The sequence below is a fragment of the Comamonas sp. JNW genome (assembly GCF_003105075.1).
In the GTDB taxonomy this organism is placed as follows: Bacteria; Pseudomonadota; Gammaproteobacteria; order Burkholderiales; family Burkholderiaceae_C; genus Comamonas; species Comamonas squillarum.
This window is the reverse complement of sequence record NZ_QETI01000004.1, coordinates 42,747-69,030: the sequence shown is the minus strand read 5'-3', so window position 1 is coordinate 69,030 and position 26,284 is coordinate 42,747. Positions and strand designations below refer to the sequence as shown.

The window sequence follows — 26,284 nt, the reverse complement described above, 5'->3', positions numbered from 1 at the left end:
GATTGCGCGGCTCAGGCAGCCTGGCCGATCTCGTAGGCCAGCTGTGCCGCCGTGCCAAACGCCAAGGTAAAACCCAGCGCGCCGTGGCCGGTGTTGATCCACAGATTGCTGGCGCCTGCGCACTTGGCAATCGGCACAGCAGTCGGTGTGGCAGGGCGCAGGCCGGCCCAGGGCTGGACCTGCACAAAATCGCTGCAGCCGGGAAACACCGCTTCGGTGGAGGCACACAGGCTTTGGATCTTGTCCTGCGGAATGCGCAGGTCGTGGCCCACCAGCTCCACCATGCCGGCTACGCGCAGGCGCTCGCCAATGCGCGCAAACACCACCTTGCGCGCGCTGTCGGTGATGCTCACCGTGGGCGCCTTGTGGCCGGCTGCTGCCACATCCAGGGTGATGCTGTAGCCCTTGAGCGGGTAGACCGGCAGGTCCACGCCCAGTGGCTTGCACAGTGCCACGCTGTCCACGCCCAGCGCCACCATGAAGTGCTCGGCCTCGATATCGCCCTGCGCCGTCTGCAGCGCGACGATCTTGCCGCCTTCGCGGCGCAGGCGGTGGATGGGGGTGTCCATGATGAACTTCACCCCCTTTTGGCGCAGCCAGTCTTCGAGCTGGCGGCAGACCTGGTAGCAATCGGCGGCGCACTCGCTGGGCGTGTGCACGGCGCCGGCAAACTGGCTGCGGTAGGCGGCGAGCGCGGGCTCCAGCGCGACGGCTTCGTCGGCGCTGACGATGCGCTGGGGCGCGCTGCCCAACTGGCTTTGCACCTCGAGCTGGTGGCGCGCCGACTGCACGGCTGCATCGCTGGGGTAGAGCACCAGCTTGCCGGTGCTGCTGTAGTCCCAGTCGCCGCCCACCTGGGTCTGCATGGCCTCAAAACGCTGGCGGCTGACGGCGGCCAACTGCAGCAATGTGCGGGTGCTGGCCGCAGACCGGTCGGCATTGCAGGCACCCAAGAAAGCCAGGCCCCATTTCCACTGCTGGGGATCGGCCTGCAGGCGGAACTTGAGCGGCGAGTCGCTGCTGAACAGCAGCTTGGGCAACTGCTTCCAGATGGCGGGGTCGGCCAAGGGTTGCACATAGCTGTAGCTCAGCTGCGCACCATTGCCCATGCTGGTGCCACTGCCCGCATGTGATGCCTTGTCAACCACCGTAACCTGGTGCCCAGCCTGGTGCAGCTCATAGGCGGCCGCCAAACCCACAATTCCCGCACCCAGAATGCATACCTGCATGGAACACCCCCTGAAAACCCTTAAATATAGGCGCTTGAATTCAGGCTGTCGCATAGCAAAATGGGCAACAGGCATGCCGTTTGCTTATAGGTACAGCGGTTCTTCACCTTTGCGGTATGCCATGCACCATAACCAAGCGTTATGGGCCTGTCCCAAAAAGGCATTGTTGGAACAAAGCGCTGGTTTCTACACTGTTTGCATTGATTGATTCAAGGAGGTCTCACCATGAAGTTTGTTAAGTCGCTGGTCTGTGCTGCCGCTGCCGTTGCCTGCCTGCCCTCGGCCTTTGCCGATGTGCTGGCCAAGGCCAAGGATTCGGGCGAAATCACGTTCGCCTACCGCGAATCCTCGGTGCCGTTCAGCTACCTCTCCGGTGGCCAGAACGCCATTGGCTTCTCGGTGGACATCTCCAACGCCGTGGCCGATGCCGTGCGCAAGGAAATCGGCAAGCCCGACCTGAAAGTGAAATGGCAGTCGGTCACCTCGGCCAACCGCATCCCGCTGATCCAGAACGGCACCATCGTGCTCGAATGCGGCTCCACCACCAACAACAGCGCCCGCAACAAGGACGTGGATTTCGCGATCAACTACTTCTACACCGGCACCCGCGTGGCCGTGAAGAAGAGCTCGGGCATCAACAGCTGGGCCGATCTGAAGGGCAAGACGCTGGCGATCACCACCGGCACCACCAACCTGCCTGTGGTGCGCAAGTACAGCGCCGACCAGAAGCTGGACATCAACATCACCTTGGCCAAGGACCATTCCGACGGCTTCTTGCTGATGGAAAACGACCGCGCAGCCGGCTTTGCGATGGATGACATCCTGCTGTACGGCTTGAAGGCCAACTCCAAGGACCCTGCTGCCTACGAAGTGGTGGCCGATGCGCTGCAAGTCGAGCCCTATGCCTGCATGCTGCCCAAGGACGATCCTGCCTTCAAGAAGATCGTCGATGGCGTCATCGGCGGCATGATGAAGTCCGGTGAGTTCACCAAGCTGTACGACAAGTGGTTCATGCAACCCATCCCGCCGAAGAACCAGGCGCTGGGTCTGCCGATGAACAAGGAACTCAAGGACAATCTGACGGCGCAAAGCGACAAGCCTGCGATCTGATGGACAATCCCGTGTCGTGCACGGCACGCACTGCAATGGCCCGGCAACGGGCCATTTTTCATTTTCTCTGGAGTTCGGCATGACGCTTTCCACCGTAGGCATTCTGGGCGGCATGGGCCCGGCAGCGGGCGCTGATTTTGTGCGCCTGTTTGTACAGGCCTGCGCAGACCATTTGCGGGCCAGCGGCGCCGCTGTTACCGACCAGGGCTACCCCACGCATTGGCTGGCCCAGTTGCCGATACCGGACCGCAGCGCCGCGCTGCTGGCGCCCGAGACCGCAGAGGACCCCTTCGCGATGATGTGCCAGGGCCTGGACAAGCTCCAGGCAGTGGGCGCCCAGGCGGTGGCCGTGGCCTGCAATACCGCCCACGCCTGGCATGGGCGCCTGCAGCAGGCCTACCCGCAGCTGCAGCTCTTGCACATTGCGCGTGTGGTGGCCGAGGGCCTGCAAGAGCAAGGCCACCAGGCCTGCATGCTGCTGGCCACACAAGGCACCTACCGCATTGGCCTGTATGACCAGGCGCTGGCCGCCTGCGGCATCACCGTGCACCTGCCGCAAGAGGCTGAGCGTGAGTTGCTGATGCGCGGCATCTACCAGGGTGTCAAGGCCGACCGCATGGACCAGGCGCGCGCCGATTTTGCCGCCGTGGCCCAGGCCATGCGCGCCCGCCATGGCGATGTGCCGCTGATCATGGGCTGCACCGAAATACCGCTGGCCCTGCCAGGCGCGGCCAGCATGCAAGGCCTGCCGTTGGTCGACCCGGCCTGGGAGCTGGCGCGGGCCTTGGCGCGCGTGGCCTACGGCAACTGAATAAGGCCTTAAGCGGCGTCTTCCAGCATCGCCATCGTGATGCGCGAAACGCAGGTCAGCTTGCCGTCATCGTTGACCATGTCGATCTGCCAGACCTGGGTCATGCGGCCGATATGCACGGGCTTGGCGGTGCCGGTGACCCAGCCGCTCTTCACACCCCGGATGTGGTTGGCATTGATGTCCAGCCCCACGCAGCGCCAGCCTTCTGGCGACGAGAATAGCGCGCCAACCGATCCCAGCGTCTCCGCCAGCACCACGCTGACGCCGCCATGCAGCAGCCCAAAGGGCTGGTGCGTGCGGTGGTCCACCGGCACGCGGCCCACCAGGTAGTCGTCGCCGATTTCAACGTATTCGATGCCCAGGTGTTCAATCGCCGTATTGCGCGCCTTGTCGCGCAGCGCATCCAGCGAGATGGGCTTTTTCCAGATAGCAGTCATGGGGTGTCCAGGCTCAACAAAAGGGATGCCACAGCATAGCGCTGCACAGGCCCGCTGCCTACCGCCTGCATGACTGGCCGGGGTTGCCAGGGCGCTGGCGTGAGCTTTGTGGCAGCTTTTGACGCAGTGGCGGGCTCGCCGGGGCCCGGCGGCTCAGTTGCTGGTCGGCACCTGTTCGTTGTCGCTGTCCGTATCGCCCTGGCCTTCGTCACCGCTGGCACCGTCTTCGACCAGCAGCTCCACCAGCTCGCGGGCAAAGGAGGGGAGCGATTCGAGGTTGCGCACCACGATCTGCATCTCGCGGTTGGACCATTCGTCCGAGATGCTGATGATGCGGATGTCCATGCTGCGCGCGTGGCGGCGGGCAGCGGATTCGGGCAGGATGCCGATGCCCACGCCCGCTTCGATCATGCGGCAGGCGGCCTCGAAATTGCCCACCTGGATGCGTTGCTTGATCGGGCGGTGCAGCAGGTCGCTGTGCTGGCGCAAGAACGCGTGGATGGCGCTCGATTCATGCAGTCCGATGTAGTCGTACTCCAGGGTGTCGCCAAAGGCCACGGCCTTGCGCCGGGCCAGCGCATGGTCGGCATAGACGACGAGCACCAGGCGGTCGCGCCGGTAGGGCATCGCGACCAGGCTTTCGGTGCGCACCTGGCCGGCGACGATGCCGATATCCGTCTGGCCTTCACCCACGGCACGGATGATGTCGTTGGACAGGCGCTCGCGCAGGTCGATATCCACATCCGGGTGCTTGCGCAGGTAGGCGCGCAGCACCGGGGGCAGGAACTCGCCCAGCGCCGTGGTGTTGGCAAACACGCGCACATGGCCCTTGATGCCACGCGCGTACTCCTGCATGTCGCCGCGCAGATGCTCGATCTGGCCCAGCACGGTGCGCGCATGCTGCACAAAGGCCTGGCCCGGCAGGGTCAGGGTCACGCCCTGGCTGGTGCGGTACAGGAGCTTGACGCCCATGCTCTCTTCCAGGTTCTTGATACGGGTGCTGGCCGCCGGCAGCGAGATGAACGACAGCTCGGCCCCCCGCGTCATGCTGTTCGCGTCTGCCACATGCACCATGAGGCGCAGATCTACCAAGTCAAAATGCATTGCCATGGCGCGATTGTAGGCGCTGGGGTCGGCCACCCCCCGTGCGCAAGGCCCGGCTTGTCACCCAGGTTGGTGGCCGCCGCTTGAGATCAGCATTCGACGATGTGCACGGCCAGCCCGCCCAGCGAGGTCTCCTTGTACTTGCTCATCATGTCGGCGCCGGTGGCGCGCATCGTGGCGATCACGTTGTCCAGGCTCACGACATGCGAGCCATCGCCGCGCAAGGCCATGCGTGCGGCATTGATGGCCTTGACGGCGGCCAGCGCGTTGCGCTCGATGCAGGGCACCTGCACCAGGCCGGCAACCGGGTCGCAGGTCAGGCCCAGGTGGTGCTCCATGCCGATCTCGGCGGCGTTCTCCACCTGCGCCGGGCTGCCACCCATCACCGCGCACAGGCCTGCTGCCGCCATCGAGCAGGCCACGCCCACCTCGCCCTGGCAGCCCACTTCGGCGCCCGATATCGAGGCGTTTTCCTTGTACAGCATGCCGATGGCGCCTGCGGTCAGCAAAAAGTCCACCACGCCGGCCTCGCTGGCGCCGGGCACAAAGCGCCAGTAGTAGTGCAGCACGGCCGGCACAATGCCGGCGGCGCCATTGGTGGGGGCGGTCACCACCCGGCCGCCGGCGGCGTTTTCCTCGTTCACGGCCAGTGCAAACAGGTTCACCCAGTCCATCACCTCCAGCGGATCGGTGCTGGCACCGTGGGCATGCTGGGTCAGTCCTTGGTAAAAGCCGGCTGCACGGCGTTTGACGTTGAGCCCGCCGGGCAGGCGCCCTTCGGTGCGGCAGCCGCGTTGCACGCAGTCCTGCATGGCCTGCCAGATCTTGAGCAGGCCGCTGTCGATGTCGGCATCGGCGCGCCAGTGGCGTTCATTGGTGCGCATGATCTGCGCAATCGGATGCTGGTGGTCCTGCGCCAGCTGCAGCAGCTGCGCGGCGCTGTGAAAGGGCAGGGGCAGCACCTCGGTGTCGGGCGCAATCGCCTGCTGGCGCTCGGCATCGTAGGCGGCCTCTTCGCTGACGATAAAGCCCCCGCCCACCGAGTAGTAGGCCTGCGCGTCGACCAGCCCATGCTGCGCATCCCAGGCTTCCAAGCGCATGCCATTGGGGTGGAAGGGCAGGCTGACCTCGCCAATCAAGAGCAGGTCGGTGGCCGGGTCAAACACGATGCGCTGCTCGCCATTGAGCAGCAGCTGCCCGGTGCTGTGGACCTCGGCAATCAAGGCGTCGATGGCATTCACATCCACCGTGTCGGGCGCATGGCCGGCCAGGCCAAGGATCACCGCACGGTCACTGGCGTGGCCGATGCCGGTGGCGCCCAGGGAGCCGAACAGCTGGCAGCGCAGGCGTGCCACCTGCGAAAGCTGGCCTTGGCGTTGCAGGCGCTGCACAAAGGCATGCGCGGCGCGCATCGGGCCGACCGTGTGCGAGCTGCTGGGCCCGATACCGATCTTGAACAAATCAAACACGCTGACGGCCATGGCTACTTTCCGATCATTTTTGCAACTGCAGACTGGCGCTGAGGATAGCGCTGATCTGCGCCTTGACAAGCGGATAAGCACCCATCACGCCCAAACTGGCATGTGGCCCCAGGCGGCTGGCGACAAAGGCATCGGCATGGGCGGGCGCTGCGTGCTGCCGCATCAGGCCCGCCTGCGCCACCAGCACCAGCTGCTGCACCCATTGGCGCGCCTGCGCCTGCTGCGCCCAGGCGTCTTGCGCCATGGCCTGCCACTGGCCTTGCAGGCACGCCAGCGCTTGTTGGATGGGCGTGTCATCGGCTGCCATGCGCTGCAAGTCCAGCCACAGCGCGTCGCGCAGGTCAGGCTCGCGCTGCAGGGCCTTGAGCACATCGAGGGACATCACATTGCCCGAGCCCTCCCAGATCGAATTGACCGGCGCTTCGCGGTAGATGCGTGCCAGCGCCGAGCTGTCGATATAGCCATTGCCGCCCAGCACTTCCATGGCCTCGGCGCTGCAGGCAATGGCGCGTTTGCAGACCCAGAACTTGGCCGCTGGCGTCATGGCGCGCTGCCAGGCCTGCGCGGTGGTCTGGCCCGGGGCGCTGCTGCCCTCAAAGGCCTGCGCCAGCTGCATGGCCAAGAGCAGCGCTGCCTCGCTCTCCAGCGCCAGGTCGGCCAGCACCGATTGCATCAGCGGCTGCGCGATGAGCGCCGCGCCAAAGGCCTGGCGGTGCCGGGCCGACCACAGCGCCTGCACAGTGGCCTGGCGCAGCAGCGCGCAGCTGCCCAGCACGCAGCACAGCCGCGTGACCGTGGCCATCTCCATGATGGTGGCAATGCCCCGGCCTTCCTCGCCCACCAGCACGCCATAGGCATCGTCAAACAGCACCTCGCTGCTGGCATTGCTGCGGTTGCCCACCTTGTCCTTGAGGCGCTGCACCAGCACATGGTTGCGGGTCCCATCGGGTTGCCAGCGCGGCACCCAAAAGCAGGCCAGCGGTGCCTGCAGTGCATGGCCGTCGGCGGCGCTGCTGGCCATGCGCGCCACCACCAGGTGCGCATCGGCCATCGGCACCGAATAAAACCATTTATGGCCTTGCAGCCGGTAGTCCGCGCCGCGCCCGCCGCCTGTGGCACCCTGCGGATAGGCCACGGTGGTGTTGCTGCGCACGTCCGAGCCGCCTTGTTTTTCGGTCATGCCCATGCCCACCCACAGGGCCGTCTTGTCTGCCAGCGGCGCATCGCGCGCGTCATGGTGGGCACTGGTAATGCCAGGCGCGATCTGTGCCCATAGCGCTGGCTCCTTGCGCAGCACCGGGATCGCCGCCGTCGTCATCGTTGCGGGGCAGAGGCTGCCCGCTTCTGCCTGGCCATGCAGGTAAAAACCGGCGGCCCAGGCTGTCCAGCGGCCGCGTGGTGCGTCTGCGGGCGTATGTGGTGTGCCAGCAAATGGCATGTCGATCAGTTGCTGCGCGCGGTAATGCGCCAGCACCTGGTGCCATGCGGGGTGAAACTCCACCTGGTCGATGCGCCGGCCCCGTGCATCCCATTGCTGCAACTGCGGTGGGTGGCGGTTGGCCTGGTCGGCCCATTGCGCAAAGGCGCTGCTGCCAACGGTGCGGGCGTGTTGCTGCAGGCCCGGCAGCCAGGCCTGGGCCTGCGCGCGTGCCAGGGCGGCCTGCAAGGCCGGATCGCTGCCCAGCGGGTCGTAGTCGACAAGCTCATCCACCAGGTTGTCCTTGTCGCGCTCTGCCATGGCTGCTCTCCCAGATGTGCTTGCCCATTCTAGGAACAGCACTGCGAGATAGCAAAACAGATCAGCTATGGGCGTTCAGCCGGTCCAGCCGCAGGCGCTGGCGCTCGTCACCCAGCGCCCGGGCGGCCAGCAGCACGCTGCCGGCGGCGGCCATGCCGCCCGCGCCCGTCAGCAGCAGCAACAACAGGATCTGGTACTTGGCCGCTTCCAGCGGGTCCATGCCGCCCAGGATCTGGCCGGTCATGATGCCGGGCAAGGTGATCAATCCCGCAGCCGACATCTGGTTGATGATGGGGATCAGCCCCCGGCGGATAGCGGCGCGGGTGTGCGGTGCCAGGGCGCGGCGGAAAGAGACCCCCAGCGCCAGCTGGGCCTCGATCGCAGCGCGCCCCTGGCGCACGCCATCAAAAAAGCTGTCCAGCCCCAGGCTCGCGGCATTGAGCACGCTGCCCAGCACAATGCCCATCAGCGGTATCGCATAGCGTGCATCAAACCAGGGATCGGGCCGCACGGCGGTCATCAGCGCCAGCACCACGGTCGACAGGCTGGCCAGCGCCACCACCAGCCCCGCAATGCGGTAGCTGCCCCCGCCTGCGAGCCGCTGGTGCGGCCGCACCGCCACCTCGCGCGCGGCAGCGGCAATCATCACCAGCACCACGACCAAGGTGGTGCCCGGGTGCGCCTGCTGGAACACCAGCCGCAGCACATAGCCCACCAGCAGGAGCTGCACCACCATGCGCAGCGATGCCCACAGCACCTGACGCTGCAGCTGCAGGCGCATCGCCCAGGAGGCGGCAGCGGCGGCCAGCACCAGCGCTGCGCCCACCAGCAAATCGCTGGGTTGCAGATGGATCGCCGTGTTCATTGCGCGGCCTCCATCGGCCGCAGCTGGTGGTCTACCAATTGCATGCAGCGCTGGCCCACGCGCGCGGCCTGCGCCTGTGAATGGGTCACCCACAGCAGGCTCAGGCCCTGCTGCTGGCAGCGCTGCAGCAGTTGCTCTACCGCAGCCACCGATGTTTCATCGAGGGCAGCCGTGGGCTCATCGAGCAGCAGCACCTGGGGCCTGCGCAACAGCCCGCGCAGCAAGGCCAGGCGCTGGCGCTCGCCGGTCGACAGCTGGGTCAGCGCAATATCGACAAAGCCCTGGCGCAGCCCCAGCGCACTGGCCATCTCCAGCAGCGCCGCCTGCGAGCCCGGCGGGAAATGCTCCATTACCGTCGCCCCCCACCAGGCAGGCTCTGCCGCCAGGTACATCACCTGCTGGCGCCAGGCCGGGCCGCTGAAGGCGCTGCGTGCCTGGCCGTTGAGCAGCACCTCGCCACTGCCCGGGTCGAGGTCGGCAATCAGCCGCAGCAACACTGACTTGCCCGCCCCCGATGCGCCCATCACCGCCACGCATTCGCCGGCTGCCAGCTCCAGCGAGCAGGGCCCGCTGATGGGGCTTTGCAGGGCGCGGATGGACAGGCGGGCAGGGGTGGTGGGGGGCATGGGGGCTGAGTGTAGCGCTGGGCGCCGCCAGACCAAGGCGCTGGGATGAAGCAGCGTTTTGCCAACGGGGCTGCAGCAGGGCGAGTCGCTGTTTTAAGTGCGCTGAAATGCCGTGCAGATCGCTGATTCCAAGCCCTGGTTTTTAAAGCTCGCAAAATGTAAATCACATCTCTTAGCTATTAGATAATCCAATGAATATATTAAAAAATCAATGCTTTCAAAGCACCGTATTTAATATATCTTTGTTCCTAATAATATTATTTGATGTTCTCAGGCCACAAAAATACAAGAAATATCAACTCTCAAATGACTAATCCCGAATTGTTAACATTTCAGCGATGACCCCTCGTTAAGATGACCGGAATTTTCTAATATCTCACTTCCTCCAGGATCGTCATGCGTTCGCGTTATTGCCTGCAGCTGGGCTTGCTACTGGCAGCCATTCAGTCTTGCTACGCCCAAGGGGTTACCACGTCAGTGGTTCCACACGCCGCCAGCGGCCCCCAAGTTCATATCGATGCAGCAGGGCGTGCGCATGTCACGCCCAATGCCTCAGAAAATGGGGTGTCTTACAACGGCTTTCAGCAGTTCGATGTGGGCAAGCCCGGTTTGTCGTTTCAAAATGAGCAAGCCAATGCCCGCACGATTGTGGCAGAGGTATTCTCGGCCGCGCCGTCGCGCATTCAGGGCGATATGGATGTGGTGGGCCCCCGCGCCAACCTGATCCTGGCCAACCAGAACGGCATCTCGGTCAACGGCGCCAACTTCTCCAACTTTGGCAGTGTGGCGCTCACTACTGGCGCCTTGAGCCTGCGCGACCAGCAGCAAAGCGAAGGCCAGGTGCAGCGCTATGTGGATGTGAGCACTAACCAAGGGCGCATCCATATTGGTGATGAGGGCATGGCCGGCAACCTGATCCGGCTCGAGCTGATCGCCAAAAGCATCCAGGTCGATGGCCCGCTGACCAATGAATTCACGTCGTCGAGCGCCCATATCCGCTTGGTGGCAGGTGAATCCACAGCCAGCTTTGATACGGCTGCGTCGCCTGTCGATAATCTGACACCCTGGGTGTACTACAAGCCCGGCCAGGCCCAGAGCAACGAGGTCGCCATTAAGGTCGGTGCCGGCTCCAAGGTCACGGCGGGCCAGATCCAAATCCTGGTGACGGATAAAGGGGCGGGCGTACGCAATGAGGGCGAAATGGTCGCCTCAGCGGGTGGATTTACCTTGTCATCCACCGGCGATGTGGTGCAAATGGGTGGTCAGATCAGCGCGCAGGGTTCCGTCCAGATCCACGCCGCCAATATCCACCTGCAAGGCTCCGCCGAGCGCCAAAGCCTGGTGTCGGCCGGATTGCAAACCCGGCTGGAGGCAGAGCAATCCATTCGCAATATCGATGGCGAGATTGTTGGCACCCAGCGCATCTCGGACGATACCCCCTATGCCGTTTATCTGAAGGCGGGCGACGCCATCGAAAACCGCAGCCCCATCGGCGCCGAAAAAACCACGGTCATTTTTGGCAAGGGCGATTCGGTCAAGCTCGACGCTGGTGCAGGCGGCATTAGCTCCACCAATGCGCGCATCATCAGCAACCTGAATCTGGATCTGGTCAGCACCGGAGCCATCTCCAACCAAAGCGCCCATATCGCGGGCGAGGCATCGCAATGGGAATCCTCCGGTGGGCTGAGCCGCCGCACCAGCTACAGCGCCGACCAGGGGCGTCTGGCCGATGAGAACCACCAGGGCTACTGGGTGGCGCAGGGCGATCTCAGCGTACAGGCCCAGTCGTTCAGCAATACCGGCGGCTTTGTGTTCTCCAATGCGGGCAGCGTCAAGATCAAGTCCGAGACCGACATCCACAACGAGGCGCTGAGTGTGGGCGGCTACGACTACAGCCGGCGCTGCTTCCTCTTCATCTGCAAAACGCGGGCCAGCAGCACCGAAAAACTGGTGGGCGGCCAGATCATGGCGGCCACGGGGCTGACCATGGAGGCCGGTGGCACCGTGCTCAACCATGGCGGCCTGGTGTATGCCGGCCAGGGCATGCAGGTGGTGGCGCCCACCATCATTGCACGCGCCAAGCCCGTGCACACCGTCATCCTGCGTGACCGGGGCCTCAAGGCGCTGTTTGGCGATACCTGGGCGCAGATCTATGCGACCGACCAGGGCGGCAGCTTTACCGCCCAGCAAGGGCGGCTGCTGCTGCAAGGCGCAGCCCGCCAGGATGGCGGCAGCTTTGTGGCCCAGGAAGGCATTGACGGCGAGATTGAAGTGCTGCGCAAGCCGCACCGCGACCCGGTCCGCATCGAAGACCACCTCGGCATCTTCTGGTGGTGATGATGCGCAACAACCTTCCTATGCCTGCGCTGGGCAAGCATGCGCTGCTGGGTACCTTGCTCGGCCTGGCCTGCCTGTCGGCAGCGGCGCAGAACAACCCCGTGCGCGACCCCAATGACCAGCTGCTGCGCGAGCAGCAGGAAAAGCTGCGCCAAGAGCTGCTGGAGCAGAACTCTGCTGGCAAGATCCAGCAGGACAGCCAGCCCGCAGCCCCCGCCGCTGACGACAACGCCTTCCCTGCCGATATCCAGGCCACGGGGCCCAGCTTCGACATCCAGCACATCCAGGCAACAGGCGACAGCAACTTGCTGAGCGCACGCGCCTTTGACCGCATCACCCAGCCCTTTGTGAACCATGCGATGGCCGTCGAGCACATCAATGTGCTGCTGGACCGCATCAACAAGGCGCTGATCCAGGCGGGCTACACCACCTCCCGCGCCTATGTGGGTGGCCAGAACCTCAAGGAGGGCGTGCTGTCCATCACCATCGTGGCGGGGCGCATCGAGGCCATCGTCTTCAACGGCGCGCCAGCCTCCGGGGTCGGTGCCTGGCTGGCCATGCCCATGCAACAGGGCGATATCCTGCGCCTGCGCGACATCGAGCAGGCCGTTGACCAGTTCAACCGTCTGCGCCGCAACAACGTGCAGGTGCTCATCAAGCCGGGCCAAACCAACGGTGGCTCCATCGTCGAGTTCGTCAACAAAGAGGGCCCCGTTGCCCGCTACAACCTGGGTATCGACAACCAGGGCTCCAGCAACACGGGCCGCGCGCGCATCCAGGCCGGTGTGGACCTGGGCAATGTGCTGGGCCTGATGGAGTCCATCACCCTGGGCCTCACCTCCAGCAAAGAGACCAATGCGATCTATGGCCTGGTGTCGGTCCCTTGGGGCTACAACACCATCTCGGCCGTCGCCTCGATCTCGGAGTACCAGAACCTCATTGGCGATACCGCGCTGGTGTATGGCCGCTCCAAGAACTTTTCGCTGTCGCTCAACCGCCTGCTGGCGCGCGACCAGAACAGCAAAACGGCCCTCGACATCTCGCTGTCCAAACGCGAGTCAACGCGCGAGGTGAACAACTTTGCGCTGACCCCGCAAGCGCAGACCAGTTTGCGCGTGGGCGTCAACCGCCTGACCCGTTTTGACACTGCGCTGGGCGCCGGGCAGTGGACAGTCGATGTGGGCCTCTCGCGGGGCCTGCCCATTTTGGGTGCGGACAAGGACCCGGATGACCTGCCCAAGGAGGCCGCGCGCTACCAGTTCACCAAGCTGGACGCTGCGGTATCGCTGGACCGGCCCGTGGCCGAGCGCCTGGTCTACCGCAGCCGGGTGAGCGCGCTGTGGAGCCACCAGCCGCTGTACTCGTCCGAGCAGCTTTTTGCCGGTGGCGTCTCCAGCGTGCGCGCCTACCCCGAGTCTTTCCTGGGTGGCGACCAGGGCCTGGTCTGGCGCAATGAGCTGGCGCTGGCCAAGACCCAGCCGCTGTGGGGCAGCGCCCGCTACGAGCCCTATGTGTTTGCCGATGCCGCCATCTTGCGCACCGTCTCGGACAAGCGCTCCAGAAGCATTGCGGGCCTCGGTGCGGGTGCGCGCATTGCCTACCAGGGCGCTTTTGCCGACCTGCAGCTGGGGCGGGCCTTGCGCTCCCCCGATGGCTATGAAAAACAAGGCTGGCGTGTGAACGCCAGCCTGACCTACCAGTTTTAACGTTGGTGCCTGAGGGCACGCAGCGACAGATGTGAACGAAGGCGCAGTGGCTGTGCCGCAGCGCCTTTGGCGACAGGAGTGTGGTGATGAGTGAGAGAAACAAGAACGAGCAGCAAAAGCCCCAGGCCACCCGGGTCTTCAGCGACCGGGGCAAGAAGCGCATTGCTGCCACGGTGATGTGGGCCCATGTGCTGACGCAAGCCAGCCTGGGCGTGCTCTCGCCCGCGTATGCGCAAACACCACCGCTGCCCCCCGCGCCCGCCCTCCCCGCGATGGCGCCAATTGCAGACCCGCGCGCGCCGATGGCATTCCAGCCCGGTGTCGAATCGCTCTCCAGCGGGGCATCGCTCATCAACATAACCACGCCCAATGCGGCGGGTCTGTCACTCAACCAGTACCAGCGTTTTGATGTACCAGAGGCCGGTGTGGTGCTCAACAACAGCCAGATTGGTGGCAGGCCCTTGCTGGGTGGCACAGCAGGGGCCAACCCGAACTTGGCGGGCGGCACGGCCAACACCATCGTCAACGAGGTCACGGTCCAGGGCAGCCCCAGCCAGATCAACGGCACCGTCGAAGTGTTCGGCAACCCCGCCGCGGTGATCATTGCCAACCCCAGCGGCATCAGCTGCAATGGCTGCGGGGTGGTCAATACCCCGCGCCTGTCCTTCAGCACCGGCAGCATCACCTTGCAGGATGTGAATGGCGCCTCCAGCAACTTTGATCTGGCATCGGGCATTGGCTACAACGTCCAGGGCGGGCAAATCAGCATCGATGGCCGGGGTGTCGAAGGCACGGTCGGCCAGATCGACCTGGTGGGCGAGCTGCTGCGCATCAACGGGCCTTTGCGTGCGCACTATCTCAACCCGGGCATCTCCAGCATCAACCTGACGGCGGGCAAATCGCCCAACGCCGCCACGCAGACGGCCGATGCCAATGCATTGATCGCCGGCACCGCTGCCGTGCCAGGCACCACCGTGGCCATTGATGCCAGCGCACTGGGCGCGATGACGGCTGGCCGCATCACCGTGGTCTCCACCGATGCCGGCATGGGCGTGAACCTGCGCGGCCCGCTGTTGGCCTACCAGGAAGATGTCGACATCCGCAGTGCCGGCCGGGTCAACACCGGCGATGTGGCGGCCTCGCGCAACATCCGCATCAATGCCGATGGCTTCGTGGTGGCAGGCGGCAATGTGGCTGCCAATGAGCAGCTCCAAGTCAGCGGCAACGACGGCGTGTTGCTGACCGGGCCAGCCCGGGGCAACCAGCAGATTGCGCTGAGCAGCAGCCAGGGCAGCGTCAGCACCCAAGGCCCGCTGGTCACCGCCGGCGATCTGAACGTGCAGGCCGCGCAGGCGGTGCGCCTGGAGTCTCGGACCGGGGCCAGCCAGATTGTGGGCAACACCCAACTGCGCGGTAATACCGTCAGCGTGGCGGGCGCCTTCCAGGGCGGCGGCGATGTCAGCATCCAGGCACGCGATGGCGCGTCCATCGCGGGCGACGCCACCATTGGCGGCAACCTGCAGATGCAGACCGGTGGCGATGCTGCGCTGTTTGGCCGTGTGCAGGTCAACCGCGATGCGCAGGTCACAGCCTCCAATGTGCGCAGCTCTGGCGAACTCACCGTGGGCCAGAACCTGCAGCTGTCCGGCGCCCAAAGCGTGGACCTGCAAGGCAACACCACCGTGGGCCAGCGCCTGCAGGTCGATGGCGGTGAAGTCACCCTGGGTGGCGATATCGATGCCGGCCAGACGGATGTCACCGCCCAGCAACTGAACCTGGGCGGCGCGGACGGCAACCTCAATGCGCGCGGCGACTTGAACCTGAATGTCAGCCAGTCCTTCCACAACACCGGCCAGGTCAATGTCTCGGGCAGCTTTGGCCTCAACACCGGGGGCGATGCGCGCTTTGATGGCGCGGTCACCACGGGCTCGGGCTTTGGCGTCAACGCAGGTGGCGACATCGCCATCAACAACACCGTCAACAGTGGCGGCAGCATCAACCTGAATGCGGGAAACAACCTGCAGGTGGGCGATACCTTGACTGCCGGTGGCGGCATCAACGGCTCGGCTGGCGGCAACATTGCGCTGAACGGTCAGGCCAACTCGGCCGGCTCGCAAAACTGGCGCGCGCAGGGCGATTTCAGCGCCACGCAAGGGCTGCAAGGCAACAACGTCAGTATCCAGGGCCACAACGTCAACGTGGCAGGCCCGGTGCTGGGCCAAGGCGCCGTCAACATTGCCGCGACTGACCAGTTGCAACTGGGCAGCGAGGTGCGTGCCAACGGCAATGTGGCGCTCTCCAGCAGCCAAGGCAGCATCAGGGCGCAAGATGTGTTCTCCAACGGCTCGGTCAGCCTGCAAAGCCAGACCCATACCGAGGTGCAGAACGTGCAGGCCGGTGGCGATATCGCCATCACCGCCACGGCCGGCCCCGTCACGGCGGAGGCCCTGTTGGCAGGGCGCGATCTGTCGGTCAACGCCCAAGACCGCATTCGCGTCGCGGGCGAACTGGGCGCGGGCCGGAACGCGGCCGTGACCTCCAGCCAGGCAGATGTGCAACTGGCCAATGCCTCGGCAGGCGGCAACCTCAGTCTCAACGCAGCGCAGTCGCTGCAAGTGGCTGGTGGCGCCAGTGCCGGCGGCAACGCCGCGCTGACCTCGCAAAACGCCGGTGTCAGTGCCCAGTCGCTGCTCGCCAACGGCGATATCAACACCCAGGCCGCAGGCGACATCGCCATTGCCGGTGAGGTGGCATCGGGCGGAAGTGCCCGCTTCGCCAGCACTGGCGGCAAGGTCGATGTAGGCGGCGCTGTCTATGGCGCGCAAGGCGCCACCGTGCAAGGCAGCAGCGTCACCTTGGGCCAGGGGCTGCAATCGGGCGGAGCGGCCACCATCACGGCCAGCACCGGTGACATCACCAGCGGCGCTGGCATCGCCTCCGTAGGCAATCTCAGCCTGCAATCGGCAGGCGCGACCCAGGTGGCGGGCTCCGTGCAATCTGCCGGCCAGGTGGCCCTGCAAAGCGGTGGCGACACCCGCATCAACGGCGACCTGATTGCCGAGCAAGGCCTGCAAGCCCAAGTAGGTGGCAGCCTGGTGGCCAACACCGTGGCATCGGGTGGCAATGCCAGCCTGGCTGCGGGCAGCATTGATGTGCAAGATGTGCAGGTCACCGGCGCAGCCCAGCTGCAAGCCCAGCAAGACATTCGCATTGCCCAGAACCTGATGGCCAGCGCCATTACCACCGAATCGGTGGCGGGCAACACGACCGTGGGCGGCCAGGTGGGCACGGCTGGCGCATTGGACATGCGCGCAGGCGGCAACATCGCCGCTGGCCAGGTGGTGGCAGGTGTGGCGGGCGGCGCCTTGGCATCGATTGATGCTGATGGCTCCGTGCAACTGGCCAGCCTGCAAACCGGTGGCAACTATGTGGGCCGTGCAGGCCAGAACCATGCGGTGACCGGCGAGATGGCCGTGCAAGGCCATGCCAATGTGCTGGCGGGCGGCAACATCTTGGCTGGATCGCTGGCAGCAGGCGCGGGCCTGCAGGCGCAGGCCGGTGGCGATATCGTGGTGGACGGCGATGCACTGGTCATCGGCAACGCCCAACTGCAAAGCGCAGGTGCGCAGCGCGTGGCGGGCAACCTGCAGGTCTCCGACCAGCTCGTGGCCAATGCACAAGGCGGCCTGCAAGTAGGCGGCGATCTGGTGGCCAACAACGGCATGCAGGTCAGCAGCACGGCAGGCGCACTGCAAGTCGGTGGCATGCTGGGCACCCAGGGCCATGCCTTGGTCGATGCGCAGCAAGGCATTCAGGTGGGCGGCAATGTGCTGGCCCAATCGGTAGATGTGCGCAGCAGCGCCGGCGCCATTGCGCTGGGCGGCCAGCTCGCCACCCAGGGTGATGCAACGCTGCAGGCGCAGCAAGACATCGCCATTGCCGGGCCTGTGGCCATCATGGGCAACCTGCAGGCCAGCAGCACCGCAGGCAGCATCAGCTTTGAGGACCAGCTGCAGGTGGCGGGCGATTTCAGCGGCCATGCGCACAAGGACCTGAACTTTCTGGGTGACAGCCTGCTGCTCGGCCAGGCCGATCTGAAGGCCGATACCGGCCGCATCCTGAACCAGGGCAACATGACCTTTGGCCAGGCGGTGAATATCGACACCACGGGCGATCTGGTCAACGAAGGCACGCTGCAGTCGCAAGGCGACATCAGCATCCGCGCCCGCAATATCGACAGCAACCTGGCCAGCCAGGGCGGCATCGCCACCGCTGGCACCTTGGATCTGCAGGCCTCGGGCGGCACGCGCCTGGGCCAGAGCGGCACCTTGAGCGCTGCGCAGGACATCCGCCTGCAATCGGCATCGGGCACGCAATCGGCGGGCACCATCCAGGCCGGGCAAGACCTGCACTACGCAGGCGGCACCCTGTCGAACAGCGGCACCGTGGTGGCGCAGAACGCGGACTTCGATGCGGGTCTCGCCAACCAGGGTAACGTCTACATCCAAAACCAGCTGGGCGTGACCGGCAGCAGCAGCAACAGCGGCGAGATTGCCGCCAACACGCTGACCATGGCCGCTCTGGACAACAGCGGCAAGGTCGGTGCGCAAGGCGCGTCGCTGGGCAGCACCAGCAATGCTGGCGAAATCACCGCCACTACCATCGACATCAGCGGTGGGCTGAGCAATACCGGCGCTGTCAGCGCAGGCGACAGCCTCACAGTGAGCGGTGGCAACACCAGCAATGACGGCAGCATCACCGGCGGCTCGGTGTCCATCTCGGGCGGCAGCATCAGCAATGGCGGCCAGATCCAGTCATCGGGTGCCATGCAGATCAGCGGTGGCTCGTTTGAGAACCGCCTGCAAGAGACCAAGAGCTGCGCGCTGCCCGGTGGCTGCAGCACCCCCGATAGCTATGAGTACAGCCAGAAGCCTGGCACGGTGTCTGCCGGCACCACGCTCAGCATCAACACCAGCACTGCCCACAACCAGGGTGTCATCCATGCAGGCACTGACATCACCATCCACAGCGCGCTGAACAACGAGCGCAGCACCAACGACCCCTACACCTCGGGCGGTGCCGAAGGCGCAGCTGTCTCGGGCATCATCTCTGCGGGTGGCAACCTGACAGTGACCGGCGCATCGCTGCAAAACAGCGGCCAGCTGCAAGCGGCCAATGCGGTGCAGATCACCACCACCGGCGCCTTTGCCAACACCGCGCCCAGCGCCGATGTGGCAGGCAAGGTGCTGGGCCAAAGCGTGCAGATCACCGCAGGCTCGGTCAGCAACGATGGCATGGTGCTGGCCCAGGCCGGCGATGTGCAGATCACCACCACGAGCGGCGCCATTGCCAACCAGGGCAGCATCGTCGCCAGCGGCGATCTGGGCTTGACCGCAGCGGGCGTCGTCTCCAACGGCAAGGACGGCAAGCTGCTGGCCGAGAACATCGCCATCAAGGGCGAATCGTTCAGCAACGCGGGCATTGTCTACGGCCAAAACGGCCCGCCCAGCACCATCAGCATCGAGACCACCGGAGGCTTCAGCAATGCCGCCACCGGCGTGGTGATTGCCGGAGAAAACCTGGACATCAAGGCCGGCGGCTACAGCAACGCCGGCGGCACCGTGGGCAGCTTGCAAGATGCCAGCCTTACGATGGCCGGCACCTATGCCCCCGCCGGCAATGCGCTGGTGGCCCTGGGTAGCTTGGACCTGAACGTGGGCGGTATCTCCGTGGGCGCGGGCGAGAGCTGGAACGTAGGCAGCCAGGATGTGCGCTGGACCGGCACCTTGCACAACCAGGGCACGGTCGCCATTGCCGGCAATGCCGATGGCAGCATCCGCAACGAAGCCACCGGCACGCGCGACCGCGCTGGTGCGCCAGACATCAGCCAGGGCGCCTATGCGGTGGATGCACCACCAGCGGGCCTGACGGGTGCGCAGGTCATCAGCTACACCGATGTGGCCAACCGCGCGCAGCTCTACATTGGCGGCACCTTTACTGGTCATCTGGACAACATCGCCTCCGATGCGCAGGTGAGCGGTTCCTTCTCCCTCAACCAGCAAAACATCGACCAGACCGTGGTGTGGGAGGGCAAGGACGCCAATGGCGATACCGTGCAGATGACGGGCACCTCTGTCTCCAAACCCCGCCTGGACACCAGCGCCGGCGCCACCGAACTGACCCTGACCGGTCCGGACATCGGCACCATCGTAGGCGACAGCCTCATCATCAACGGCGGTGACATCACCATCAAGCCACCGATTGATCCGTCGACCGGTTTGCCGCTGATCACCGATGCGCAAAACACGCAGGTGAACGCAGGCAATGCCCAGGCGGGCGATGGCTCTGAGACGGCCACGGGCGTCATCAAGCCCCTGGCGGTAGAGAACGCCCAAGCCATCAAGTACAGCGATGGCGAGGGCACGGACACCAGCGGTGCAGGCGCTGGCGCCGGCAACAATGCGGGCGCAGGCGATACCGGCTCTGCCGGCACGCCCGTGGCAGGCAATGGGGATGGCCCAGCGCCCACCACGCCAGAGCGTGGCCTGAACCTCAAGGACCCTATCTTCCAAACCCCAGAAGGCGCCGTCGCCGTGCTGATGGGCGCGGGCTTCAGCCCGCAATGGAGCGACTGGAGCCAGCTGCGCGTAGTGCCCGGCGGCCTCAGCGCCAATGACCTGCAGCTCAACCTGAGCGGCCAGTTCATCAACCACGGCCGGTTGGATGTGACCAACCAGCTGATCATCAATGCCGCGCAGGGTATCGACAACTTTGGTGCCAGCATCAGCGCAGGCGGCACCGCCAGCCTCAACGGTAAATACCTGAACAACGACAACGGCCTGATCCAGGCCGGCACCCTGGTCACCGACATCAAGGGCGACATCAGCAACAACCGGGGCCGCATCGTTGCCAGCAACGGCGGCTTCTTGAAGGCGGATGGCAATATCTCGGCGACCGAAGGCCAGTTCATCAGCGACGCCGGCAAGTTTGTGCTGGACGCCGGTGGCGATGTGGACCTGATCGCCAGCAAGGTGGTGGGCCAACAGGACGTGGGCATCAATGCTGGCGGCAACGTCAACCTGGGCGTCAAGCAGACGACCCAGACCACCCATGCCGATAAAAACAGCCGTGAATACCAGGCCTGGAACAACAGCGCCACTGGCAGCGATACCTTTGTAGAAGGCATCGCCGTCATCGACAGCCGCCAGACCAGCACCAGCACCGCCACCACCAGCGTGGGCACCACCATTGACAGTGCGGACGGCAGCGTTGCCATTGCCGCAGGCGGCAAGCTTGCCATCACCGGTGGCAGCATCAATGCCGGCCAGGATGTGTTGCTGCGAGGCGCCGAGGTAAGCGTGCGCGCCGCGCGCGACACCACGGTGACCGAGCAGGCGCAAAGCCGCACTGTGGATGGCCGCGTGACGGACAGCCAGACCAGCACCACCCACAGCGAAAGCTACAGCGGTGGCACGGTGACGGCTGGCGGCAAGGTGGCGGTGATTGCCAATGGTGATGCGAGCCAAGGCAGTGGCAATGTGCTGCTGGCGGGTAGCCGGATTGAAGGCAAGCAAGGTGTTGGCATCTCGGCCACGGGCAACGTGGCATTGCAAGCCCTGCAAGCGGAGAGCACCACCACCAGCAATGGCCAGCAAACCACGTACACCAGCACCCGTACCGAAGGACAAAGTGCTTCGGTAAAGAACTACGGTGCGGCCGTATCCAGCAGCGAAGGCGATGTACAGATCGGTGCCAAGGGCACTGTGGATGTGCTTGGCTCCAATGTCAGCGCGGGCAAAGACATCGTCATTCAAGGCGCCAGTGTCAACGTACAGGCCGCGAAGGACAGCACATCCACCAACGATTACGAAAAGCGTGGTGGCAAGGAGCGCCGTGTTGCGCAAACCGATGAAGTGCTCAGTGGCGGTGAGATCTCTGCGGGCGGCGGCATCGCGCTGATTGCCAATGGAACACCGGTGCCCAGTGCCAGCAATGCGAGCCAAGGCACAGGCACAGCCGACGACCCGATTGCCCACAAGCCCAGCGTTGTCCAGCCTGGTGCAGGCCCCGGCAATATCACGCTGCAAGGTGCAACGGTCACTGCCAAGGGTGACACCTCTCTGATTGCCAGCGGCGATGTGAATGTGCTCGATATGCAAACCGAGCACGGACGTTATGAGTCCAGCTACAGCAAGAGCAGTGGCCTGCTGAGCAGCAAGCGCACCACCACTTTGGATGTGGGCCATTCCAGCCTCAGTGAAGGAAGCATCGTCAGCGGCGACAAGGTCTATGTGCAAGCGGGCCAGGACGTCAACCTGCGCGGATCGCATGTCATCGCGCAAGACTCGGCGACCATCACTGCCAAGCGCGACGTCAACATCTTGGCCGGGCAAGACACGGCCAGCGCGGAGAGCTTCAAGGAAACCAAGAAGAGCGGCATCTTTGGCAATGGTGGCTTCGGTTTCACCATCGGCAGCAGCACCACGACCACTGAGCGCACCAATGAAAGCGTGCGCGCTGCAGGCTCTAGCGTGCAGGCCCAAGGTGGCAAGGAAGGTGAAGGCAAGAAGGGCGACGTCACCATCGTCGCGGGCAACCATTACCAGCAGACGGGCTCGGCAGTGTTGGCCGCGGGTGACATCGACATCGTGGGCAAGACGGTCAGCATCGATGAGGCCAGGGAGATTGAGCGCGACAAGTTTGAAATGCGCGCTAAACAAAGCGGCCTGTCGGTGAGCTTTAGCAATCCGATAGTGAGCCTGGTTCAAAGCGCTCAGGCGACTGCCAATCTTGCGGCTGCAACGACGCAAGTCAGCGATGCGCGTATGCAGGCGATGGGTGCAGTATCTACTGGCTTGGCTGCTTATGACACAGCGAATTTGGCTACGGATTTGGCCAAAGACCCAGGCTCAGCGGCGAGTGTCGGTATCAATATCAGCTTGGGTAGCAGCGCTAGCAAAAGCAATAGCAGCTACGAGGTCGACAGTGCCTCTGGCTCATCCATTCATGCGGGTGGCAATGCCAGGATCACAGCCACAGAAGGCGATTTGCATGTCCGTGGCAGCAGCATCGAGGCAGGCAAGGATCTGTCGCTGGATGCCAAGAAAGGCAATCTCATCCTGGAAGCAGCGGAGAACCGCTTCCAGGAGAAAAACAGTCACTCCAGCAGTTCGGCAAGCATTGGCATGGGCTTCAATGTGGGTGCGAACTCGGGCTACTCGTTCAATGCCTCTGCCAGCCAAAGCAAGGGCAACGGCCAAGGTGAAAGCCTGAGTTACACCAACACCCAGATCAAGGCGGGTGGTACCACCACCCTACACAGTGGACAAGACACCACATTGCGTGGAGCCACTGTGGCTGGCGACAGCGTCAAGATCGATGTGGGTGGAAACCTGCTGATCGAAAGCCTGCAGGACATCAACGTCTATAAGGAAACCGGAAGCAGCAGTGGCTTTGGTGTGTCAGTTTGCGTGCCACCGCTTTGCTACGGCTCGTCGAGCCTCAGTGTCAGTGCCGGGCGCACCAATATCCACAGCGACTACGCAAGCGTGGGTGAGCAAAGCGGCATACGCGCAGGCGATGGCGGCTTCCAGGTGAATGTGGCTGGAGACACCAACCTCAAGGGCGGTGCCATCACCAGTACACAAACGGCGATCGATGGCAGCAAAAACAGCTTTGCCACCGGCGGCACGCTGGCGATGAGCGATATCGAGAACAGTGCCCAGTACGACGCGAACAGTTGGAATGTGTCGGCCTCGGTATCTGGCCAGATAGGTGATCAATCCACAGCTAATACGCCTGAGCAGATCGAATCTGCCGACAAAGACACCGGAAGGCCTGGTGCCAGAGCTGGTATTGGCAGCGCAAGCGGCAGTGCCAGCAGCACGACCTATGCGGGTATCTCTGGCGTAGCAGGCAATAGCGAAGCCAGAACCGGCGACAAGGAAACCGGCATCAAGCCGATATTTGACAAAGAGCGCGTAACGGCCGATGTCAATGCACAGGTGTTGATCACGGCAGAGTTTGGCGCAAGGGCAACTCAAATTGCAGCGCAATTCGCTCAGGACCAACTTGACAAGGCGAATGGACTGCGTCAACTCGCGGAATTAGAGAGCGATCCCGATCAGAGGGCTGCGATGCTGACGGAGGCCGGAAATATTGAAGATAACTGGAAAGAGGGCGGCGTCAATCGAGTGCTCATGCATGCTGGCATCGGCTTGCTCACCGGTGGCGCTGGCGGCGCGGCAGGGGCAGCTGCAAGCGCTGCTACTACTCCTTATCTGAACGAACTCCTTACTGATGCCAATACACCGGAGCCTGTGCGGCAAGGGTTGCTGATTGGAACAGGCATGCTCATTGGCGGGGCAGTGGGCGGCCAAAGTGGTGCTGCTACTGGCACTAATGAAGTCGGCAATAACCTTTTGGGCAAGGCCGTCAAAGCAATCGGCCTGGGTGGCGTGATGGCATGCTTGCAGAACGCCGCTTGTCTCAATCGCGCCGGGTCAAGGGGCGTGTTAATTCTGGCTGCAGTAGAAACCGCTAGGCAAAATAATCCTGGAATTAGTGACGACGGAGCGTATGCGATTGGTATCACTGATGTTCTTGGCGATCTTATAGGCGGTAAGCCTAGCACTCCACCGTTGGTCCCTAACCATACTGGCGGGGATCAGATTAGAGACCCCAAGCCGGAGGATAACAATACTGGGGGCGATCAGATATTGGATCCTAAACCAGGGGATAACAATACTGGCGGGAAGCCAATAGAGCAACCAAAGCCTGATATCACAGGGGGTGGTAACCCAGCGACTCGCCCCAATCCGATCATTGATCCTAATATTTATAGTGCGCCTGGTCACCCCGAGAAGGACCCTTCCAAAGATCCAACGATGGGTAGACCTCAAGGAGTTTCAGATCGCACTGTAGATTTAGTCGATGACATTTTGAGTGGGGGGACTGATGTTTCCAAACCTGGGAGAGGCACATCTGGAACAACTAACGTCGTTTCTTACCCCGGAGCATCTAGCGAAAGTGATTTTGATCATGTTACTCAAGGGAGTGATAAAAAACCAATTCAAACAGCTTACGGGCCAGGCCAGGTGGCAATATTGCCAGATGGGTCTAGGGTAATATATCGGCCAGGTAGTCGATCCTATGGGCCCACGACGCCGACCATTGAAGTACAGCGACCCGATGGTAAAACAGTAGTGGAGATAAGATATCCATGATTAAGCACGCAAAAGATAAATATACGCCATGGCTATATGACGAAGAGGCAGCTTTTTTTGGAAAAACTTCTCATGAGGAAAATTTAGAAATTATTCGACGACGTAATTTGTTAGATTCTAATTTTGGAGCATTGATTTCTCCAGAGGTTGTGTTTGATAAAAAATGGAGTATTTCTGTAGTTTCATGTAATGATTCTGAAGAAGAGGAGTTTTTTTTAAAGAAGATATTTGACGGATGCTTCTTTGAAAATTCTATTTCTTATATGCTCCCGATACGCGGGGATAGACGGGACACGTATTTTTCGACTGGGGAAATTGAGAAATTCCATCCAGCCTTAATAGCCTCCTTCGAAATGAGTTATGAGAATTATCGCAAACTCAGATTGGGTATGATTCCAATTTTTTCTGAGAACTTTTTCATTCTCTCAAAAAATGAAGAGTTTGCTTATATTTTTGTTAAATCAGGGTATCACTTATTTGCGAGTGCTAAGGATATTATTGAAAATATTTGGGGAAGGGATTTTGAAAATATGTGGAAATCTACTCTGTTGGAGAGCTATGATTTTGATTATATAAAAAACGATTTATTGAGGGCGGCAAAAATATATGGATATGCGTAGAATCATTGCATAAGCTTTTTGAGATAATTTTATTATTTTTGTATTCGTAATATATTTTTGCGCCGTTTGATAATGGTTGGACGTATTTTTGGAAGTGTCAATCTATTGACTGAAGTGCCTATTAATTAAACCTAAATTGGGTGTCTGCTTCAAAAGCGCATCTCTGACCCATTGAGCAGATAGCTTCCTTGCAACTTTACCCGGGCGAAAGTGGTTTGTGTTAGCTCTTGCGTTCTCGCCGACCTCAAATATTTCGTGAGAGCACTCACCTTTCGATCCATTACCCTTTTTATCCTGCAAGCCCTGCTATTTGTGCTGGTGCAAGCGGAATATGGCTGCGGTCTCAGGTCAAGGCTACATCGCGAGAAAAGACGTCGACCCACTATTAATACAGTGGCAAAGATAAGATTTCAATGAAGAAATATGTTAAAAATAATCAATATGACAACCGAGACTATTTCAAGTATTATTAATTCAAATTTATATTTGCCAGATAGATTCGTATCTAAAGACTATAATAAATTTCTATTTTTTGATATATTTCTGAGAGAAAACGTAGACTTTTTAAATTTTCTTGATGATAAACTATTTAAGAATACTGCTATCGAGGTTTTTTATTGGTGTGATTATCGAAAGCTTGCTGAAATCGGTCCTCTTGAAAGTTTATTGAAAAAAAATAGGAGTAATAAATATTGATCTTAGTAAAGAAGGTGAATTCTATGGTTTGATAGTTGCTGATCAGGGTAGAGGGTGAGTCTTAGTGCAAAGCGCGCCAGTTGCGCTAGGTATTTTGGGGATTAAAAGTTCTGATGTCCACTCGTTAGAGTTTTACAGGTCCAATAAGGATAACAAAGACTGGTTTTTTACGATCGATGATTTTAAAAATTCTTTAAACCGTGTAAATGACCCGATTAGAGAGAATTTCGATGAAGAATTCATAAGAGAAATGATAAAAAATTATGGTTGAGAATTAATGTGATAGGTCACCGCTTCAA

13 protein-coding genes are annotated in these 26,284 nt (G+C 62.0%); 6 read left to right on the top strand and 7 right to left on the bottom strand.

All coding sequences use genetic code 11. From position 1 onward, the window contains the following. Positions 1-11: 11 nt before the first annotated feature. Positions 12-1,229, bottom strand: coding sequence for a D-amino acid dehydrogenase (locus DCO45_RS07815; RefSeq protein WP_116925322.1), 1,218 nt, complete (start codon positions 1,227-1,229; stop codon positions 12-14). Positions 1,230-1,454: 225 nt separating this feature from the next. Here DCO45_RS07815 and DCO45_RS07810 point away from each other — a divergent pair, with 225 nt between their 5' ends. Next, positions 1,455-2,339, top strand: a complete 885-nt coding sequence (locus tag DCO45_RS07810) for an amino acid ABC transporter substrate-binding protein (RefSeq protein WP_021027896.1) — start codon at positions 1,455-1,457, stop codon at positions 2,337-2,339. Positions 2,340-2,418: 79 nt separating this feature from the next. Then, positions 2,419-3,150: an amino acid racemase gene (locus tag DCO45_RS07805; protein ID WP_116925321.1), complete on the top strand. Its 732-nt coding sequence runs from the start codon at positions 2,419-2,421 to the stop codon at positions 3,148-3,150. 8 nt (positions 3,151-3,158) lie between these two features. Here the strand turns inward: DCO45_RS07805 and DCO45_RS07800 are convergent, their stop codons facing one another. The 6 genes from DCO45_RS07800 to DCO45_RS07775 all read right to left on the bottom strand — a co-directional run bounded on the left by DCO45_RS07800 (position 3,159) and on the right by DCO45_RS07775 (position 9,401). Then, positions 3,159-3,587: a hotdog fold thioesterase gene (locus DCO45_RS07800; RefSeq protein ID WP_116925320.1), complete on the bottom strand. Its 429-nt coding sequence runs from the start codon at positions 3,585-3,587 to the stop codon at positions 3,159-3,161. A gap of 153 nt (positions 3,588-3,740) precedes the next feature. Then, the gene (locus tag DCO45_RS07795) at positions 3,741-4,697 is read right to left on the bottom strand and encodes a LysR family transcriptional regulator (RefSeq protein WP_116925514.1); all 957 of its coding nucleotides are present in this window, start codon (positions 4,695-4,697) and stop codon (positions 3,741-3,743) included. Positions 4,698-4,780: 83 nt separating this feature from the next. Then, positions 4,781-6,172, bottom strand: coding sequence for an L-serine ammonia-lyase (locus tag DCO45_RS07790; protein WP_116925319.1), 1,392 nt, complete (start codon positions 6,170-6,172; stop codon positions 4,781-4,783). Between the two features lie 13 nt (positions 6,173-6,185). Then, positions 6,186-7,910 (bottom strand): acyl-CoA dehydrogenase family protein, encoded by a 1,725-nt coding sequence (locus DCO45_RS07785; protein WP_116925318.1) that lies wholly within the window; start codon positions 7,908-7,910, stop codon positions 6,186-6,188. A gap of 61 nt (positions 7,911-7,971) precedes the next feature. Further along, positions 7,972-8,775, bottom strand: a complete 804-nt coding sequence (fetB, locus tag DCO45_RS07780; protein ID WP_116925317.1) for an iron export ABC transporter permease subunit FetB — start codon at positions 8,773-8,775, stop codon at positions 7,972-7,974. Then, complete coding sequence (locus DCO45_RS07775) at positions 8,772-9,401, bottom strand: ATP-binding cassette domain-containing protein (RefSeq protein ID WP_116925316.1); 630 nt, start codon at positions 9,399-9,401, stop codon at positions 8,772-8,774. Before DCO45_RS07775 ends, fetB begins: the two co-directional genes overlap by 4 nt. Positions 9,402-9,797: 396 nt before the next feature. Here DCO45_RS07775 and DCO45_RS07770 point away from each other — a divergent pair, with 396 nt between their 5' ends. From DCO45_RS07770 to DCO45_RS22615, 4 genes are all read left to right on the top strand, one after another. After that, on the top strand, positions 9,798-11,738 hold the full coding sequence (locus tag DCO45_RS07770; RefSeq protein ID WP_116925315.1) for a filamentous hemagglutinin N-terminal domain-containing protein: 1,941 nt from the start codon (positions 9,798-9,800) through the stop codon (positions 11,736-11,738). 2 nt (positions 11,739-11,740) lie between these two features. After that, a complete protein-coding gene (locus tag DCO45_RS07765) occupies positions 11,741-13,444 on the top strand; it encodes a ShlB/FhaC/HecB family hemolysin secretion/activation protein (protein ID WP_243419290.1) in 1,704 nt (567 codons plus the stop codon). A gap of 86 nt (positions 13,445-13,530) precedes the next feature. Further along, a complete protein-coding gene (locus DCO45_RS07760; RefSeq protein WP_116925314.1) occupies positions 13,531-24,669 on the top strand; it encodes a hemagglutinin repeat-containing protein in 11,139 nt (3,712 codons plus the stop codon). Continuing rightward, positions 24,666-25,289: a hypothetical protein gene (locus tag DCO45_RS22615; protein WP_133248101.1), complete on the top strand. Its 624-nt coding sequence runs from the start codon at positions 24,666-24,668 to the stop codon at positions 25,287-25,289. Before DCO45_RS07760 ends, DCO45_RS22615 begins: the two co-directional genes overlap by 4 nt. Positions 25,290-26,284: the final 995 nt, after the last annotated feature.

What these genes read in the sequence shown, in the direction of transcription:
- DCO45_RS07815 (WP_116925322.1), bottom strand. Translation starts at nt 1,229, where the DNA reads ATGCAGGTATGCATTCTGGGTGCGGGAATTGTGGGTTTGGCGGCCGCC.
- DCO45_RS07810 (WP_021027896.1), top strand. Translation starts at nt 1,455, where the DNA reads ATGAAGTTTGTTAAGTCGCTGGTCTGTGCTGCCGCTGCCGTTGCCTGC.
- DCO45_RS07805 (WP_116925321.1), top strand. Translation starts at nt 2,419, where the DNA reads ATGACGCTTTCCACCGTAGGCATTCTGGGCGGCATGGGCCCGGCAGCG.
- DCO45_RS07800 (WP_116925320.1), bottom strand. Translation starts at nt 3,587, where the DNA reads ATGACTGCTATCTGGAAAAAGCCCATCTCGCTGGATGCGCTGCGCGAC.
- DCO45_RS07795 (WP_116925514.1), bottom strand. Translation starts at nt 4,697, where the DNA reads ATGGCAATGCATTTTGACTTGGTAGATCTGCGCCTCATGGTGCATGTG.
- DCO45_RS07790 (WP_116925319.1), bottom strand. Translation starts at nt 6,172, where the DNA reads ATGGCCGTCAGCGTGTTTGATTTGTTCAAGATCGGTATCGGGCCCAGC.
- DCO45_RS07785 (WP_116925318.1), bottom strand. Translation starts at nt 7,910, where the DNA reads ATGGCAGAGCGCGACAAGGACAACCTGGTGGATGAGCTTGTCGACTAC.
- fetB (WP_116925317.1), bottom strand. Translation starts at nt 8,775, where the DNA reads ATGAACACGGCGATCCATCTGCAACCCAGCGATTTGCTGGTGGGCGCA.
- DCO45_RS07775 (WP_116925316.1), bottom strand. Translation starts at nt 9,401, where the DNA reads ATGCCCCCCACCACCCCTGCCCGCCTGTCCATCCGCGCCCTGCAAAGC.
- DCO45_RS07770 (WP_116925315.1), top strand. Translation starts at nt 9,798, where the DNA reads ATGCGTTCGCGTTATTGCCTGCAGCTGGGCTTGCTACTGGCAGCCATT.
- DCO45_RS07765 (WP_243419290.1), top strand. Translation starts at nt 11,741, where the DNA reads ATGCGCAACAACCTTCCTATGCCTGCGCTGGGCAAGCATGCGCTGCTG.
- DCO45_RS07760 (WP_116925314.1), top strand. Translation starts at nt 13,531, where the DNA reads ATGAGTGAGAGAAACAAGAACGAGCAGCAAAAGCCCCAGGCCACCCGG.
- DCO45_RS22615 (WP_133248101.1), top strand. Translation starts at nt 24,666, where the DNA reads ATGATTAAGCACGCAAAAGATAAATATACGCCATGGCTATATGACGAA.